Here is a 16,604-nt window from a genome sequence, read left to right on the forward strand (position 1 = left end):
CGTGAGGCGGAGGGCGCGATCATGTCCGCATCACCGGACGAAGGAGCGCACATGACACGGCGGTTCGCATTCGGCGGCGGATGGGCGGTACTCGGCGCCGACGCCTCCCCCGCAGCCTTCGAGCACGCGTGCGACCCGGACCGGCTCTACCTGCTCGACGAGTCCGTGGACACCTGGCACGGGCCGGACCACGCCTGGGGCACGGGCTTCGCGATCACCTCGCGCGGCTCCGGCCGCTGGCAGACGCCGTACGAGACGGAATGGCGGGCCGACGGCGCGACCGCTCGGCACCGGCCGGTGCCCGGACTGGAGTTGACGGTCCGGCGCCAGGTCACCGGGGACCGCTACACCGAGTCCTACACCTGGACGAACACCGGCGACGAGCCACTGCGGATCACCGGCCTCGGGCTGAACGTACCGATCCGGGATGTGTACGACGGTGCGGCGGGCGCGCTCGCGCGGAGCTGTCACGCGCACGTCTTCACCGGCGGGGCGTGGTCGTGGCTGCTGGCCGAGCCGATGGCCGGCACTCCCCCGCTGCTCGGCGCGATCGTCCGGACGGGCGCGCTGTGGGCGTACTCGATCGAGTCCCGCAACTCCGTCACCTGGTCCGACATCCGCGGTCACCTCGTCGTCCACCCGACCGACCACGCACGCAACCCCGAGGCGTTCGGCGGCCAGCCGGTTGTGGACCTCGCCCCCGCAGAGGAGTACGTCCTCGCCTGGGAGCTCGGCTGGTACGACGCCCGGGAGGCCTTCCTCGCCGCCACCGACGCCCCTGCCGAACTGCCGTCCCTGACCGCCCCGGTGGGCAGCGCCCTGGAGCTTCGCCTCGCCGAGGGTGTGGCACTCGCCGACGACGCCGTCTCGTCGTACACCACCCACGGGATCCAGCACATCGACCTTGACCGTGACGGCCGCCGGAGCAGGACCGCCGTCGCCTTCCTCGCCCCGATACGGGACTTGGCGGAGGCGAGAGTCGCACGCATCGTCGGTGAGCACCGGCCCCACGAGCGGCCGGAGCCGGAGCGGTACGCGTTCGTGCCGGTGGACGCGCGCACCGGCCTGCGCCATACCGAGAACGGGTGGCCGGACTGGACCGACGGGGCGGAGCGCCTGGGCATGGCCGTGCTGCTCCAGCAGGCCCGGATGCGCGGTTGGGGTGGTTCGGGCCCGATCGACGAGGCCCTGCGGGGCTTCGCCCGCTTCGCACGGGAACGCCTGGTCGATTCCGACGGCTCGGTCCGCCGTGGCAGCCGCCCGGCCCCCCAGACGCAGCGCCTCTACAACACCCCCTGGCTGGCGCACTTCTTCCACGACCAGTTCGTCCTCTACGGCGACCCGGCCGACCTCGATCTCGCGGCCCGGCTGCTGGAGGCGTCGTACTCCCTAGGCGCCCGTGACCACCTGCTCATAGGGCAGCCCGAGGCGATGACCGCCGTGGCCGCCTCACTCGACGAGCAGGGCCATACGGGGCGGGCGAAGCGCCTGCGGGAGACGCTGGTCGAGCACGCGCTGCGGTTCGCCGACCGGGGCACCGCGTTGCCGCGCCACGAGGTGAGCTATGAGCAGTCGATGGTCGCGCCGCTGGTCACCCTGCTCGCGACGGCGTATGAAGTGGCGCCCGACGAGCGGCTGTCGACGGCCCTGGGGCCGGCCGTGCGGTGGCTGCGCGCCTTCGGTGGGCCGCAGCCGCACGTCCGGCTCCGGGACATCGGCATCCGGCACTGGGACGGGTACTGGTTCGGGATCGAGCGACTGTGGGGGGACACGTTCCCGCACCACTGGAGCGTGCTCACGGCGATAGCGCTCCGGCAGCTCCCCGAGGCCCTGCGGGACGATGACACCGAGCGGGTCGCCGAGGCGATCTTCGCGGCCAACCTCGTCGACTTCACCCCGCACGGCCTGGCGACCTGTGCCTTCATCATGCCCAGCTGCGTGGACGGACGTCCCGCGCACCGCCCGGACCCGCTCATGAACGACCAGGACTGGGCGCTGGCCCTGCTGCTGCGCTCGCAGCCGTGACACAGGTCAGCCGCGGCCCTCAACGGGTGCGCTTGTGCGGCTCTCGGCGGTGGGGGGTGGAGTCGTAGCACCTGCAGCCGAGGCGGGATTCGAGGCGGCGGCACGGGCGGCCGGGCCGTCCGGCCACGGATGGGATGCCGTCGACCGGCCGAGCGTCTGGGTGACGTCGTTGACGTTGGCCGCGGTGGTGACGAGGCCGCCCACCGGAGCGGCCCCCACCTCATGATGGGCAGTCACGCGCGACCCGAACAGCAACACTTTGCGCCTTCCTGACCGCGATCGCCAACGGCGCCCTCAGGGCCGTGGCCAACGTGGCCGCCACCCGCGCCAGCGGTCCTGACCGCCACCGCCACCGGAGGCGTCCTGGCCGCGTACTCCTAATCGCACCGCCGTTGACCGACCGCACCGGGCTGACCGCCGGCCCGGTGCCGCTGCCTCGTAGGCGTCGGTCGCCTGAACCGCCACCGCCCCCGCCGCGCCGCGGCGTCCGGCTCGGCGGGCCTTCCGCGTGGGCCGCCGACCGTGCCGAACATGCTTGAAACCGGCCAGGGAGCGCACTCGCCCATGAACCACTGACGAAGCCTTAGCCAGACACGAACCCGATCCATCGAGTTTGCCGGTCGGCCATGGCCGGCGCGTCACTCCAGGCGAACCGCGGCGACCTCGCGGAGTTTGATGTTCTCCTCCCGGGAGTAGCGGCGCAGGACTGTCGTGGGGAGTCCTGGCGGGCGTGGATGAGTTGCTGTGGCCATGGTCGGCCGTTGCACGATGTTCGCTACCATTCCTGTGCATGACAATGCGGGGGTGGCGACTGGGTGTCGTGGCGGTGCTGGCGGCGCTCTGTGTCTCCGGTCCAGGACGGCCGGAGGTCATCCGTACGGCGTCGGACCTTGGCCCCCTCCCGGCCGACCGCTACGACTACACGCCGCAGGACTACCAGCGATGGCAACGGGCATCGGCGTTGCTGGTCCGGCAGTGCATGGCGGAGCACGGCCACCCGGACTTCCCGCTCGACCCCCGCTACCCCGGCGATCCCATCGTCGCCACCGCGGTCAGCACCGACTACGGTGCCCTGGATCTCGCCGCCGCCCGCCGCTGGGGATACGGCTGGGACCCGGCAGAGTCCCGGGCTCTGCGGCCGAAGGGCCGCCGGATGACTCACGCCGAGTATGCGGACTTCCCCGCCTGTAACGCGGAGTCGAACCGGCGGCTGATGCGCGGCATCGACGTCAAGCGGGACTGGCTCTACGCAAGTACACGGGCGATCGAGGTCGACAAGGCCGTCAGGCGCGACCCGCGGCTCCGTGCGGCGTGGGATGTGTGGTCCCGCTGTGTGGCAGAACAAGGATTCACGCGCTATCCCGACCCCGTGGCGGCGTACACGGACACCGCCTGGCAGCGGGGCAGTGACGGCAACACCCGGCATACGCCGCGGGAGCGGGCCACCGCCGCCGCGGACGTCATCTGCAAGCGCCGCCACCATACGGCCGAGCTCTGGCACGCTGTCCGGGCGCGGAAACAGGCCGTGGACATCATCAGGCACCGTGACCGCTACGCCGCCGGGCTGCAGGCTCTGCGGACGTACCGGGCCACCATCGCCGAGGTGCTGCGGAAGCTCGGCTAGCGGGGCACCGACCCATCACTGCGAGTCCCACGAGAGCCAAAGCCGCCCAGCCGACCGATCTTGCGCCCCACGTATTCCGTCACCCCGAGCACCGCATTTCGTCGGTTCCCCATACACCCCAGTGGCGGTGACACACCCCGCCTCACCCGATTGCAAGCCCCTCTGCGACGTCGCAAGCCACCGAAACTCGGTCAGAAGGTGGCTCTCCATTCGCCGGAAACAGGCAGGCCGGCATCGCTGAGCCAGTGGAGACGCTCGCCGTGGGGTCCTGTGAATGCGATCGGACGTTCGTCGAGGGCCATCACGAAAGTGGCGCGGTCGGTGGGGGCCGGTTCAGGCAGGAGATCGAGCAGCGCGGGAAAGACGCTCGGGGACTCGTTCGAGATCCAGCGGCATGGGAGATTTCGCATCGTCCGCGCGAACCGGGCGCGTGCGTCGTAGGAGAGGTAGGCCAGTACCGCGCTGTGGAAGACCACGGGCGTAGCCCCCGTGGGAGCCTGAGCCACCAGGCTGCTCACTGCCTCGTTCAGGTCGCCGCGGACTATGTGCGCGGGTTCGGCCCGTGCCACATTGAGGGCACCGCCCAGCCGTTGCAGGCGCTCGGTCTGATCCGGCGAGACCAGGCTCTCCAGCCAGCTGGTGTCTTCGGGGTCGCAGGGGTCGAGTGGGTTGAGGTCGACCCCAGTCCGCCAGACGACGACGGGCACCTGACTCCGCCAGACGACGACGGGCACCTGACGCGGGATCGGCACCGGCCCGGTGGTACGGCAAGGAAGGGTGACCGGGCTGTCCGCAGGGCCGAACGGCTGACTCTGGTCATGGAGGTAGCGGTACCGGTCCGGGTAAAGACAGAGCCCGGCCGAGGCTCCGACCTCTGTCAGCGCCAGCGGCTGCGGCAGTGCGGCCAGAACCGGCAGCAAGGTGGCGCACCGGGCGCTTTCGTTCGTTTGCGTCAGTCGCCGACGAGCATGAGGGAGCTCAACTCGTCCCAGCGGGTCACCACCCATGTCAAGAACTCGCTGGTCGAGTCGAGGGGTGCGCCGAGGCGGCGTGCGGCAGCGAGCAGCAGGTTGAGCTGGCGCTTGACGGGCGGAAGTGTGTGGAGCAGCCGCAGGAGCCTCTCGTCGCCGGCAACCGCGACGCTCAACGCCTCGTAGACGGGCGAGTGGCCTTTCGCCTGGCGCTCGGCGAAGAGCCGGTATTCGCGCGCGATCGTTCCCAGGTCGATGTCCGGGGTGGGGGTGCTGCTCCCCTGGCTCCTCATTCGCTCTTCTCCTCTGGTGATCACGTTCCGGCCCGGTGTTGAGGGCCGGGACGCGGCGAGAGGGTGTTGCGAGAGACACAGTGGCGGGCCGGTCGGCCTCGTTCTTGCACATGTGCGCCAGACAATCAGGCTGCGGTGCGCTGCTCGCGTTCCACCAGGACTCCGCGTTCGAAGCGGGCTCCGGCGCGGACGAGGGCGACGAGAGGGGCGCGCTTTACCGCCCGCCACCGCTGTTGGGCGGACTCGACGAGCTCGAAGACCACGGCGAGGGCGGCGGTGCGGGAGCCGGCGCCGCGGGTGACATCGGTCCGCAGCCGGACGGTGGAAGGTCGACTCGATGGGGTTCGTGGTCCGCAGGTGGATCCAGTGTTCGGCCGGAAAGTCATGGATCAGGCCGCGACGAGCTCCTGCTCGCGGTCCGGTGTCTTGACCTTGGGCTTCTTGTTCGGCAGCGAGAGCCGGAAGACCTTGCGCCACGCGGAGAACACCTGCTTGGGCAGCGGCCCGGTGACGTACTCCAGCTCGTACTTCTCGAACAGTGCGCGCACCTTCACCGCGACCTCGGCGTACCGGTTGCTCGGCAGGTCCGGGAACAGGTGGTGCTCGATCTGGTGCGACAGGTTGCCGGTCATGAAGTGCATGGCCTTGCTGCCGCTGATGTTCGCCGAGCCCATCATCTGGCGCAGGTACCACTGGCCGCGCGTCTCGCCCTTGATCGACCGGCGCTCGAAGACCTGCACGCCCTCGGGGAAGTGCCCGCACATGATCACCGAGTGGGACCAGAGGTTGCGGACAAGGTTGGCGGTGAAGGTGGCGGCGAGCGTGGGGAGGAACGAGGGGCCGGACAGCAGCGGATGGATCACGTAGTCCTTGAGCACCTGCTTGCGGATCTTGCGGCCCACGGCCTTGGCCCGCGCACGGAACTCGGGGTTCTTGCGGCGGCGCTTGTGCAGGTTCTTGCCGAGTTCCAGGTCGTACGCCGCGATGCCGTACTCGAAGAAGCAGGCGTTGATGAAGTTCCACAGCGGCTGGCCGAGGTGGAACGGGTGCCACTTCTGGTCCTCGTCGACGCGCATGATGCCGTAGCCGAGGTCGTTGTCCTTGCCGATCACGTTGGTGTACGTGTGGTGCAGCTCGTTGTGCGAGTGCTTCCACTGCTCGGACGGCGAGACGTGATCCCACTCCCAGGTGGTGGAGTGGATCTTCGGGTCCCGCATCCAGTCCCACTGGCCGTGCAGGATGTTGTGGCCGATCTCCATGTTGTCCATGATCTTCGCCACGGACAGACCGGCGGTGCCGAGCAGCCACGCGGGCGGGAAGATCGAGAACAGCAGCACGCCCCTGCTGACCAGTTCGAGCTTGCGCTGCGCCGAGATGACCTTACGGATGTAGGCGGCGTCTTTCTCGCCGCGGCCGGCGATCACCTCGTCGCGGATCGCGTCCAGCTCGCGGCCGAGCTCCTCGATCTGCTCCGCGGTCAGGTGGGCGGTGGGGTCGATGGCGGTCAAGGTGCTCCTACCGTTCGATGTCACAGGGGCCCGCCGCGGCGGACACGCAGGTTTGGATGAGGACGCCCGGCTCGGCCTCGGTGATCTCGCCGGTGCGCAGGTCGCGGACGGCGCCCGCCTTGAGCGGCGTGACGCAGCCGAAGCAGATGCCCATGCGGCAACCGGAGGGCATGAGCACGCCGGCCTCCTCGCCGACGTCCAGCAACGGCGTGGCGCCGTCCGCGTCGACGGTCTTGCCGCTGGCGCTGAACGTGACCTCGCCGCCGTCGCCGGCGACGGCGATGCTGGGGCGGAAGCGTTCGGTGTGCAGGCGCTCTTGGACGCCGTGCTCGGTCCAGTGCTCTTCGGCGGCGTCGAGCAGGCCCGCGGGCCCGCAAGCCCAGGTCTCGCGCTCGGCCCAGTCGGGCACGAGTTGGTCGAGACGGGCGATGTCGAGCATGCCGTCTGTGTCGGTGTGCACCTCGGTGAGCCGCAGCTTCCCGTCCGCGACCAGGTCGTGCAGTTCGTTGCGGAAGATCACGTCATGCGGCTGTGGCGCGCAGTGGACCATGACGACGTCGTCGAACTCGGTGTCGCGCAGCATGCCCATCACGGGCGTGATGCCGCTGCCAGCCGTCAGATAAAGCACCTTGGCGGGCTTGGCCTGCGGCAGCACGAAGTCACCGGTCGCCTGGTCGAGCTGGATCAGCGTGCCCGGTTTCGCCCTGCGGACCAGGTGGTTGCTGACCTTGCCGTCCGGGATCGCCTTCACGGTGATCGTGACGCGGCCGTCTGGGCGGTTTGTCGGCGAGGTGATGGAGTAGGCACGCCACAGGCGCACCCCGTCGACGTCGACCCCCATCCGCACGTACTGACCGGCTGTGTGGCCGCGCCAGCCCCGTCCCGGCCTGATCACGATGGTCGCGGCGTCACCCGTCTCGGCGTGCACGGCCTCGATGCGTCCACGCAGCTCAGCGCCCGCACGCAGCGGGCTGACCAGGTCGAGGTAGTCCGACGGCAGCAGCGGCGTCGTGACCATCTCCAACATTTTCCACGCCCTGCTGCGGAGGGCTGCACTCGTCATGACTCCAGCTTGCTGCGCCGCAGGGCGTAAAGTCCTGACCGCAGGACGTGAATCTGGTCGACTGAATTGTTCGCAGGGAACAGAAACGTGAGCCATGCAATCCGGAGGGCCAGCGAACTGGCCCTGGATGAGACGACGGTCACCGCACTTCGGGCCGCGCTGAGGACCACCGCCGACGAGGTCGTCCAGGCGATCATCGACGAGGTCCCTTCCTACGCCAACGCGCTGTCGGGCCACATGGGCGCCACCATCCGCCGAGCCGTCCGCACCGCCCTGGGGCACTACCTGGACCTCGCGAGCGGGAACGCCACAGGCGGCGACGCCGGTGACGCAGCCTACGAGCTGGGCCGTGGCGAGGTCCGCGACGGCCGTTCGATGGACGCCCTCCTCAGCGCCTACCGCGTCGGCGCCCGCGTGGCCTGGCGCTGCCTGGCAGCCGGTGCCGTACCGGCAGGTCTGCCCGCCGCCGAGGTCGCCAAGTTCGCCGAGCTGACCTTCGCCTACATCGACGAGCTCTCCGCCGCGAGCGCCGCGGGCCACGCCGACGAACTGGCCGCCCGGGGCAGGGACCACGAGCGCCACCTGGAACACCTGGCCCGCGACCTCCTCGCAGGCGCGAGCCCGGACGTGCTGCTGGCCTCTGTTCAACGGGCCGGGTGGCAGCCTCCGGTTTCGCTGACCGCGGTCCTGCTGCCCGCCGCCCAGGCCCGGCCCGCCTACCGCGCGCTCGACCCGAGCACCCTCGTCCTCGACGATCTGCCGGACGCCACCGGTGTGCTGCTCGTCCCCGACGCCGACCGACCACATCTCCTGCGGCAGCTGACCGACCGCACCGCCGTGGTCGGCCCGGCCCGGCCATGGACTCGTGCGTCCGCCTCGTACGCACGAGCCGTACGCGCCCGCTCCCTCTCCTCCGATATCCGCGACACCGAGGACCACCTGCCCGAGCTGGTGCTGAGCGCCGACGTGGACGCGTTCGCAGACCTGCGTGCCCGAGCCCTCGCACCGTTGCGGACCTTGCCTGTCGCGACCGCACGGCGGCTGGAGGAGACGTTGCGGGCGTGGCTGCTGCACCAGGGCAGGCGGGAGGAGGTGGCGGCGGCGTTGTTCGTCCATCCCCAGACCGTCCGGTACCGGATGTCGCAGCTGCGGGAGCTGTTTCCGGATCTCGCATCGCCGCACCGGGTCCTTGAACTGACGCTGGCGGTCGGTCTTCGGGGCAGTTGACGCGTACTTCGACCGTCCACGACCGCGTCCGTGAGCGGTCCGGAATCGTTCCCGTCGGGGGCGCTGCCCGGGCGCGCGGCGGGCTGCAGCCGGGTGACCGGCGGGGCGGCCAGGCCGGGTCACCAGGAGCGGCCCCGTGCCTCCCTTCCGACAGGTCAACCGGACGACCGACCGGGCCGGCCTGGCACACCGCGCGAGGGATGATGGGGCTGGAATGACGGAACGTGAGGTCAGGAGCTTGCATGGCGAAGCGGGTTCACCGACCCCGTGAGGACGCGGAGTTCAGTTTCATCCTCGGGATGAGCGCAGTTCCGGTCCTCGCATACTTCACCGGGACATGGCCCAAGGCGATCGAGCCCTGCCGGGCGATGGACCTCGTCGTGGGTGACATCGCCGACGACTACACGGGCCGCCTGACGGCCGTCCGCGCCGACATCACGCGTTGTCCGGCCGCAACCGAGCGATACGGGATCACCGGAGCCCCGTCCTACGTCCTGCTGAAGGAGGGAGAGGCGGTGGCGCACGGCACGGGGCCCATGACCATCGCCGAGCTACGGAAGTTCCTGGACGGCCACCTCTGAGCGGCCGCTGCGGCACATGGCCGCAGCGGCCCTCACGTCTCGTCTGAAGGCCTTCCAGGACCGCGACGAGTTCGTCCTCGCCCTGAGGACGGACACCGCCGTCCTCTCTCGCCGAACTTCGTCAGCTTCCTGACGTCCCTCGAATGCCGGCTCGTCGACGCTCTGCCGGCCCCGGACGGGCTCGTGTAGTACCGGGACCGGCAGTGGGTCGGGTTCATCTGGTGTAACGGGTCAGGAGGCCTTGGGATGCCAGGGTGCGGTAGTCGTTGTCGCCGAGCACACGTCGCTGGTCGGCCACGAGGGGTGCGAGGATCGAGACGGCGTCCTGGGTGTTCCCACGGGCGCCATGCCAGCGGCCCAGTTGGTGACGGACCGAGAAGCCCAGCTCATGGGTGGCGCCCAACTCGTCCTCCACGTCGGGCAGCAGCTCGCCAAGTGCCTCTGTCGCGTCGGCGAGATCTCCTGCGACCCCGCTCCATAGCCCGAGTTGGAGCCGCGTGGACAAGGTGTGGTAGTCCCGCTCGCCGAGGATGCGCACGCAGTCCTCCAGGAGGGTCCGGTACTGCTCCAGGGCTCCTCGGACGTCGCCGTTGAACCCCCGCCAGTACGCGACGTTGTTCCGGGCCTGCAAGGCGTAGAAATCCTCGCGGCCCAGCATCGCGACCACATCGGCCAGCAACTGTTCGAACGACGCCAGGGCACCGCCCGCGTCACCGGACTCCCCACGCCAGTACGCGAGGTTGTTGCGGATCATCAGCGTTTCGCGGTCGTCGGCTCCGAGAACGCTCTCGCAGTCCGTCACGAGCCCGCGGTAGTCGTCCAGGGCCCGCTTGACGTCGCCGTTGACCCCGCGCCAGTACGCGACGTTGTTCCGGGCCTGCAAGGCGTAGAAATCCTCGCGGCCCAGCATCGCGACCACATCGGCCAGCAACTGTTCGAACGACGCCAGGGCACCGCCCGTGTCACCGGACTCCCCACGCCAGTACGCGATGTCGCTGCGGAGTTCGAACACCTCGCGGTCGTCGAGGGCGTCGCGGCGCCGCTCCAGCAGATCCTGAAGGCGATCGGCGGCCTTCTCGGCATCTCCCACGACACCCAGCCAGAACGCCCCGGCCCGTGCGAGGTGGGGGGTGGCACCGGTGTGCTCGGGCCCCGAGTTCACGAGCTCAGCCGCCCGCTCCTCCGCGAGCCGCGCCGCCGCCCGGGCCTGTCCCGAGAATCCGAGGGCGAATATCGAGGTGAGCAGTTCCTGGGGATCCACGGAACTCGCGGAATCCGCCGGGCTCCGGTAATTGAACGCGTACGGCCTGCTCTCGGGAAGAATCGCGTGGCCGTTGTTCCTTCTCAGGAACGCGGTGGTGGAGACGATCATTCCGCCGCCCTGGTCATCTTGAGCGCCACACGGCGCAGCGGTGCCGTACCAACGAAGTCGGCGTGCCGGAGGCCGGAGTATCCGCGCTTCCGCACCTCCGCCATGAGGGACGGTACGCGCAGGAATTCGCCGCCGTTCTCCGCGTACGTCCGGGACGTCTTGAGTGCGACCTCGGGGTGGACGGCCTCGAAGGCCTCCCTCAACGCCCTCATCGCCGCGCTCTCGGTGTTCTCCCCGGGGGCCGGGGCCGTGGCGGTTCCGATGTGCTCGACGACATAGCGGTGCGGTTGGACGATCGAGGGGAAATCGGTGGCCATGTCCCGCAGGTACTCCGCGATGTCCTGTTCGGTCAGGTCCGGGCTCTTCGCCACGACCCGTGCGACGAGCTCGTCGGTGTCCTCCCGGGGGGAGGTGAACACCACGGCGTCGGCGATGCCGGGGTGTTCGGTCAGCAGCGTCGCGATCTTGTCGAGGTGGACCCAGGCGTTGTCCAGTGACACCCACCCGCGCTGCTTCCACGGGGCGTCGAGCCGGACACCGGCGACCAGTTCACCCACGCCGACGTCGGGGTTCTCGGCGATCCGTTCCAGCAGCCCGAGGAAGGTCTCCACCCACGGCACTCCGGAGCTCTCCGGCAGTACTTCCGTGGGTGCCTTGATCGCGATCTCCAGCCCTCGGTCCGACAGGGACGCGTCCACGAGCATGCCGGCCACGCGCCAGTCCATCCTCGTCTGCGTGATGCGCTCCGGCTCGGCCGACCGGTCGGCGAACAGCGGCTCCTGGTTGGCGTAGTGGTACTCGAAGATGATGCCGGGTTCGGTCTTGGCGCCCTGCCGCAGTGCCTCGCGTGACTCGTGCATCACCAGGTCCCCCACGTGGTACCTGGCGTTCATGTACATCTCCATCAAGGAGAGATGGCAGGTGCGCAGGGTCTTGCGAACCGTCAGGTCGCGGGGCAGGTCGAAGACGATCCGGCCGCCCCCGGCCAAGCGGCACACGCTCTCCTGGGTCTCCTCGTTCCATCGGTTCGCGAACACCGAGAGCAGCACGCACACGTCGTGCTCGGTCCATCCCGCCACGAGCAGCGCGAGCACGCCCTGCACGACGGTGGGTTCGGTCACCTGGCAGGTCTGCGCGATACGGGCGCACAGCTCGGCGCCGCGCCGGGAGACCACCGTCGTCTCGTAGCTGACGGACCCCTCGGGCGCCGGCCAGGAGAAGGGGATCGAGGTGTGCGGACCGCGCCTCAACTGCCGCTGCCAGTAGGCGAGCGCCCGCCGGTTGGCCTTCCGCTGCTCTTCCGCGTTCTCCCACTCGGCATGGTCCAGCGGATGCGGCCCGGGCCCACCCGCGGGCAACGGAGTGCCCGGTTGGCGCAGGAGCAGCTCCAGTTCGCCGCGGACCTTCTCGATCGCGACCCCGTCAACGGAGATCTGCCGGAACACCACGAGCAGGTCCGTCACCCGTTCCTCCGCCACGCCGACGACGGCGAAGCAGGAGGAACGCTCGAACACCCCGGTCGTGGGGACGGATCGTTCCAGCGAGGCGTCGTCCCCGGTGCCGTCCGAGGGCATGACGACCAGCTGCGGCTCGCACCCCGCGTGCACGAGCTGGCGCGGCGCGCCGGAGGCGTCGCTGTCGTAGGTGGTGCGCAGTGCCTCGTATCTCTCCAGCAGAGCCCGCAGCGCATGCCGCACCTCGTCGACCGTCACCCCGGCGGGAACGGCGATGCGCTTGGCGTAGGCGTCCAACGGCCGGTCGCCCCGTACCGGATCGCTGTCCAGCAGCCAATACCAGTGCTGCGCCCAGCCCACCGGGCCGGAACGAATGACGTCCATGCACACACTCCTGTCGTCGTCAGACACGGCCACCGCTCCACGCCTCCCACAGCTCCGCGTAGGTGCCCCGGGACTCGACGAGTTCGGCGTGGGTGCCCAGTTCAGTGACGCGGCCCTTCTCGACCACCGCGATGCGGTCGGCTCCCTCGGCCGCCTGCAACTGGTGGGTGATGGTGATGAGGGTCCGACCGGCCAGGGCCGCGGCCAGGGCGGCCTCTGCCGCACCGGCGGAACGCGTGTCGAGCCCGACGGTCGCCTCGTCGAGGATCACGACGTCGGGGTCGGCGAGGAGCACTCTGGCCAACGCCAGTTGCTGGGTATGGGCGAGGGTGAGGGGGTGGTTGTTCTCCCCGAGCACGGTGTCGAGGCCATCGGCGAGGTCCTCGAACCAGGTGGCGCCCACGCGGTCGAGTACGTCCCGCAGGGCCGCGTCGTCGGCCTCCTCCCGAGCGAGCGCGAGGTTGTCACGCAGGCTGGCGGCGAACACATGGTGCTCCTGGGTCACCAGGACGACCGTGCGGCGCAGGTCCTCCAGCGCGATGTCCGCGCTCGGTACGTCTCCGATCGACGCGGTTCCGCCGCGGGGCCGCTCAACGCCTGCGACGAGCCAGGCCACGGTCGACTTGCCGGCCCCGGACGGTCCGACGACGGCGAGACGTTCGCCGGGCCGGACGTACAGGTCGAGCCCGTGGAGGATGTCGGGCGCGTCGCCGTAGCCGAACGTGACCTGGCGCAGGGCGACATCGCTGCCCTCCGTCCGTGCAGTGCGCGACTCCGGCTCGACCGCGCCGATGCCCTCCACACGGGCCAGGGCGGCGGCGGCCTCCTGGAACTCGGTGAGCGAGTACATGATCCGGTCCAGCGGCCCGGAGAGCCGGTAGGCGAGCATCGCGCAGGCGACGACCGCCCCCACGCTGGCCCCGCCGCCGAGCGCCGTGAGTCCTCCCGCGCAGAGGATCACGGACACCGGAAGGGCGTAGGCGAGGTCGAGGGTGGGCAGGAACCAGCTCTGCATCCGGATGATGCGCCGCTGCTGCCGGTACCGGGCGTCCGCCAGTCGGTGTCCGACGGCCGTGCGCCGGTCCCCCAGCCCGTGGGCGGCGACCGTGCGCGCGCCGACGGCCGACGCCGTGAGGGCCTCGGTGAGGTCGCCGAGCGCCGCGCGTTCCGCGAGGAAGGCCGGGCGCGCCTGCCGTACGTACGCCCGTGCGGCCAGCAGCAGCGGTGGCAGTACGACGGCCAGCATGAGCGCGAGCAGCGGGTCGACGAAGAACGCCGCGGTGACGACGACCAGCACCTCGATGACTGCCGCGAGCACCTCGGGCCCGGTGGAGCGCAGCAGACCGGCGACGGTGTCGACGTCCCCGGTGGTCCGCGTGGACAGATCTCCGGTCCCCGCGCGCTCCACGGTGCGCAGCGGAAGCCTCAGGACCCGTTCGAGGGCCTGCTCCCTGATGCGGGCGGAGGAGCGGTCGCCGAAGCGGTGGCCGAGACGCCGACCGAGCCTGGTCAGCGTCATCTGTGCCACGACACACCCGAACAGCGCCGCGCAGACTGCGTCCACGCGGGTGGCGTCCCAGTCGTCCCGGATGCCGTCGACGACGCCGCCGAGCATCACGGGCAGGGCGGCGCCAGCCCCAGCGGCGGCCAGATAGAGCAGGCCGACCGCCGCGACCGTGCCCTTCTCGTGCCCGAGCAGCCGGTAGACGGTACGGCGGACGTCGCGCGGTTCGGCGACGGGCAACCGGAACGACTCCGTGACGCTCACGGTGCTCCCTTCCTCGTTCGGGTGGCGACGAGCCCGCCGGACCGCGCGGCCTCGCCCACGTGCCCGTCGCCGCCGGTGTGCTCGTCGCCGGTGAGCCGCACCACGTGATCGGCCCTGGCCAGCCAGAGCGGGGACGAGCTGACCACTACGGTGGTGCTGTGCCGCCTCGCCGCCGCGAGGCGCTCGGCGATCCGCGACTCCGTGGTCGCGTCGACGGCCGAGGTGGGCTCCACAACCAGCAGGACCTGGGGGCGGGCGGCGATCGCACGGGCCAGGATGAGCCGTTGGCGCTGGCCGCCGGAGAGGTTGCGGCCCCGGTCGGCGACCGCGCCCTCCAGGGTGCCGCCGAGCTGGGCCAGGACGTCGTCGGCGGAGGCTGTGTCGAGGGCGGCCAGGGCCGTCTCGTCGTCGGGGGCGTTGAGCACGTCGCGGAGCGGCCCGGCGAACAGGTAGTCGTCGTCGGCGACCAGCATCACCCCCCGACGCATCTCCTGCGGTTCGACCCCGCTCAGCGGCCGCCCGTCCCAGGTGACGTCGGCGTCCGGGCCGCCGTAGCCGGCCAGCCGCTCCAGCGCCGCGGCGGCCTGCTCGGTCCGGTCGGCCACGACGACGGTGAGCCTCCCCGCAGGGATCACCAGCCCCGTACGGGCGTCGCGCAGATCGCCGTACGGGGTCGGCTCACCGCTCCCCCCTGCGGCATCGTCCGCGACGGCGAGCGCCGCCACGAGCCGGGCGGCGCCGACGTGCGCGGCGACCACCGCGTGCGCGTTGCCCAGGAGGGAACCGGAGTACATGATCAGCCCCGTGGCGTAGCCGAAGGCGGCGCTGAGCTCACCGACGCTGATGGCACCGGACAGCGCCAGCCGGGCGCCGAGCCAGGTGACCGCGGCGAGATAGCCGAGCGGCACCGCCTGTTGCAGGGCCTGCACCCAGGAGCTGGGATCGGTGACCCGGTAGGCGGAGTCCCGCAGCCGCCGCGACTGCCGGCGGTAGCGCTGCAGGAACCGCTCCTCGCCGCCGATCCCGCGCAGGACCCGCAGTCCGGCCGTCACGTCGGCGGCCTGGCCGGTGAGGTCGGCCAGCTCGTCGCGGTAGTCGCGCTGCCGTCGCTGCAGCCGGCCCAGCAGCGGCCCGGCGATCAGCGTCGTGGCGACCACGCCCAGGCCGATGGTGACACCGAGCCACGGGTGGATGCGCCAGACGAGGACCGTGCCGAGCACGAACGCGATCAGGTTCATCGCGCCGTGCCCGACCGTGGAGTACATCGACGCGGTGGCCTGGTTGTCCCCGGTGACCAGATTGACCATGTCGCCGGCCGGGATCCGCCGCCCTTCCCGGCCGGCCCGCTCGCCGAGCCGTTCGGTCAGGCGGTCGGCGGTACGCCGCTGGGCCTCGGCCTCGGCCAGCGCCATCTGCCGGTAGCCGATGACGTAGGTGAGCGGGTTGATCAGGGAGACGGCGAACATGCCGAGCGACCAGGCGAGCAGGGCGCCCCGGTCCCTGGCGACCAGCCCCTCGTCGACGATCCGGGCGAGGAACCAGGGCAGCACCATGTGGACGACCGCCGCCGCGCCCAGGGCGACGACAGCCAGGACCATGCGTGCGGCCCCGGGGCGCAGGACCCGGCCGATCAGTCCCCAGGGCGTCGTGGCGGAGGACAGGTCCGCCGTGTCGTGGTACGGAACGGGCACCGCTCTCCCCCGTCAGGCCGCGCCGCGCCGCAGCAGTTCCATGGCTTCGTTACGGGTGCGTGGGTCGCTCTGCAGCGTGCCCCGGACCGCCGAGGTGACGGTTCGGGCGCCCGCTTTGCGTATCCCGCGCATCGTCATGCAGGTGTGTTCGCACTCGATCACCACCATGACCCCGGCGGCGTCGAGCGCCGCGTGCAGACAGTCGGCGATCTGCGAGGTCAGCCGCTCCTGGACCTGCGGCCGGCGGGCGTAGATCTCCACGAGCCGGGCGAGCTTGGACAGTCCCGCGACACAGCCGCTCGGTCCCGGCACGTAGCCGAGGTGGGCCTTGCCGACGAAGGGCAGCAGATGGTGCTCGCAGAAGGACTGAACCTCGATGTCGCACACCATGATCAGCTCTTGGTGGCCCTCCTCGAAGGTGGTGCCCAGCGCGTCGGCCGGGTCGACGCGCAGTCCGGCGAAGAGCTCCGCGTAGGCGTGGGCCACCCGTCTGGGGGTCTCCTTCAGCCCGTGGCGGTCGGGGTCCTCCCCCACCGCCACGAGGATGTCGCGGACGGCGTCCTCGATACGGGCGAGGTCGACCGTGCCCCGGGTGCGCACGTCCGTGTCCCGGCTGCTCACCAGCCGGGCGGCCGCTACGTCC

13 protein-coding genes and 1 pseudogene are annotated in these 16,604 nt (G+C 70.8%); 4 read left to right on the top strand and 10 right to left on the bottom strand.

Annotated elements, in window-relative coordinates; all coding sequences use genetic code 11:
• Window positions 1-51 precede the first annotated feature (51 nt).
• Together ACWD26_RS35435 and ACWD26_RS35440 are read left to right on the top strand one after the other, a co-directional pair.
• Window positions 52-2,025, top strand: a complete 1,974-nt coding sequence (locus tag ACWD26_RS35435) for a hypothetical protein (protein ID WP_451276325.1) — start codon at window positions 52-54, stop codon at window positions 2,023-2,025.
• Window positions 2,026-2,815: 790 nt separating this feature from the next.
• Complete coding sequence (locus tag ACWD26_RS35440; protein ID WP_451276327.1) at window positions 2,816-3,649, top strand: hypothetical protein; 834 nt, start codon at window positions 2,816-2,818, stop codon at window positions 3,647-3,649.
• Window positions 3,650-3,840: 191 nt separating this feature from the next.
• Here ACWD26_RS35440 and ACWD26_RS35445 read toward each other — a convergent pair whose 3' ends face one another.
• The 5 genes and pseudogenes from ACWD26_RS35445 to ACWD26_RS35465 form a co-directional block, all read right to left on the bottom strand.
• Window positions 3,841-4,569 carry a DUF2332 family protein gene (locus ACWD26_RS35445; protein ID WP_451276329.1) on the bottom strand — a complete coding sequence of 243 codons (729 nt, stop codon included), beginning with the start codon at window positions 4,567-4,569 and terminating at the stop codon, window positions 3,841-3,843.
• A 32-nt stretch (window positions 4,570-4,601) separates the two neighbouring features.
• Entirely contained in the window at window positions 4,602-4,913 is a 312-nt protein-coding gene (locus ACWD26_RS35450) for a DUF2332 family protein (protein WP_451276331.1), read from the bottom strand.
• Between the two features lie 125 nt (window positions 4,914-5,038).
• Window positions 5,039-5,300, bottom strand: a pseudogene (locus tag ACWD26_RS35455) (IS256 family transposase); the annotation flags it as partial.
• A 2-nt stretch (window positions 5,301-5,302) separates the two neighbouring features.
• Complete coding sequence (locus ACWD26_RS35460; protein ID WP_451276333.1) at window positions 5,303-6,421, bottom strand: fatty acid desaturase family protein; 1,119 nt, start codon at window positions 6,419-6,421, stop codon at window positions 5,303-5,305.
• A gap of 7 nt (window positions 6,422-6,428) precedes the next feature.
• Complete coding sequence (locus tag ACWD26_RS35465; RefSeq protein ID WP_451276335.1) at window positions 6,429-7,484, bottom strand: ferredoxin reductase; 1,056 nt, start codon at window positions 7,482-7,484, stop codon at window positions 6,429-6,431.
• Between the two features lie 87 nt (window positions 7,485-7,571).
• Between ACWD26_RS35465 and ACWD26_RS35470 the strand changes: the two genes are divergently transcribed.
• Both ACWD26_RS35470 and ACWD26_RS35475 read left to right on the top strand, forming a co-directional pair.
• Window positions 7,572-8,711: a PucR family transcriptional regulator gene (locus ACWD26_RS35470; protein WP_451276337.1), complete on the top strand. Its 1,140-nt coding sequence runs from the start codon at window positions 7,572-7,574 to the stop codon at window positions 8,709-8,711.
• A gap of 242 nt (window positions 8,712-8,953) precedes the next feature.
• Window positions 8,954-9,292, top strand: coding sequence for a thioredoxin family protein (locus ACWD26_RS35475; protein ID WP_451276339.1), 339 nt, complete (start codon window positions 8,954-8,956; stop codon window positions 9,290-9,292).
• 214 nt (window positions 9,293-9,506) lie between these two features.
• On the opposite strand, the gene ACWD26_RS35480 is transcribed toward ACWD26_RS35475, so the two are convergent.
• Genes ACWD26_RS35480 through folE form a run of 5 tightly spaced genes read right to left on the bottom strand, consistent with a single transcriptional unit; the run spans window position 9,507 to window position 16,585 of the window.
• Window positions 9,507-10,664, bottom strand: coding sequence for a tetratricopeptide repeat protein (locus tag ACWD26_RS35480; protein ID WP_451276341.1), 1,158 nt, complete (start codon window positions 10,662-10,664; stop codon window positions 9,507-9,509).
• On the bottom strand, window positions 10,661-12,502 hold the full coding sequence (locus tag ACWD26_RS35485) for a condensation domain-containing protein (RefSeq protein WP_451276343.1): 1,842 nt from the start codon (window positions 12,500-12,502) through the stop codon (window positions 10,661-10,663). The genes ACWD26_RS35480 and ACWD26_RS35485 overlap by 4 nt, the downstream gene beginning before the upstream one ends.
• A 19-nt stretch (window positions 12,503-12,521) precedes the next feature.
• Complete coding sequence (locus ACWD26_RS35490; RefSeq protein ID WP_451276345.1) at window positions 12,522-14,270, bottom strand: ABC transporter ATP-binding protein; 1,749 nt, start codon at window positions 14,268-14,270, stop codon at window positions 12,522-12,524.
• Window positions 14,267-15,961, bottom strand: a complete 1,695-nt coding sequence (locus tag ACWD26_RS35495; protein WP_451276347.1) for an ABC transporter transmembrane domain-containing protein — start codon at window positions 15,959-15,961, stop codon at window positions 14,267-14,269. The genes ACWD26_RS35490 and ACWD26_RS35495 overlap by 4 nt, the downstream gene beginning before the upstream one ends.
• 12 nt (window positions 15,962-15,973) lie before the next feature.
• Window positions 15,974-16,585 (bottom strand): GTP cyclohydrolase I FolE, encoded by a 612-nt coding sequence (gene folE, locus ACWD26_RS35500; RefSeq protein ID WP_451276378.1) that lies wholly within the window; start codon window positions 16,583-16,585, stop codon window positions 15,974-15,976.
• Between the last annotated feature and the right edge of the window lie 19 nt (window positions 16,586-16,604).

The organism is Streptomyces sp. NPDC002787, from assembly GCF_053592095.1.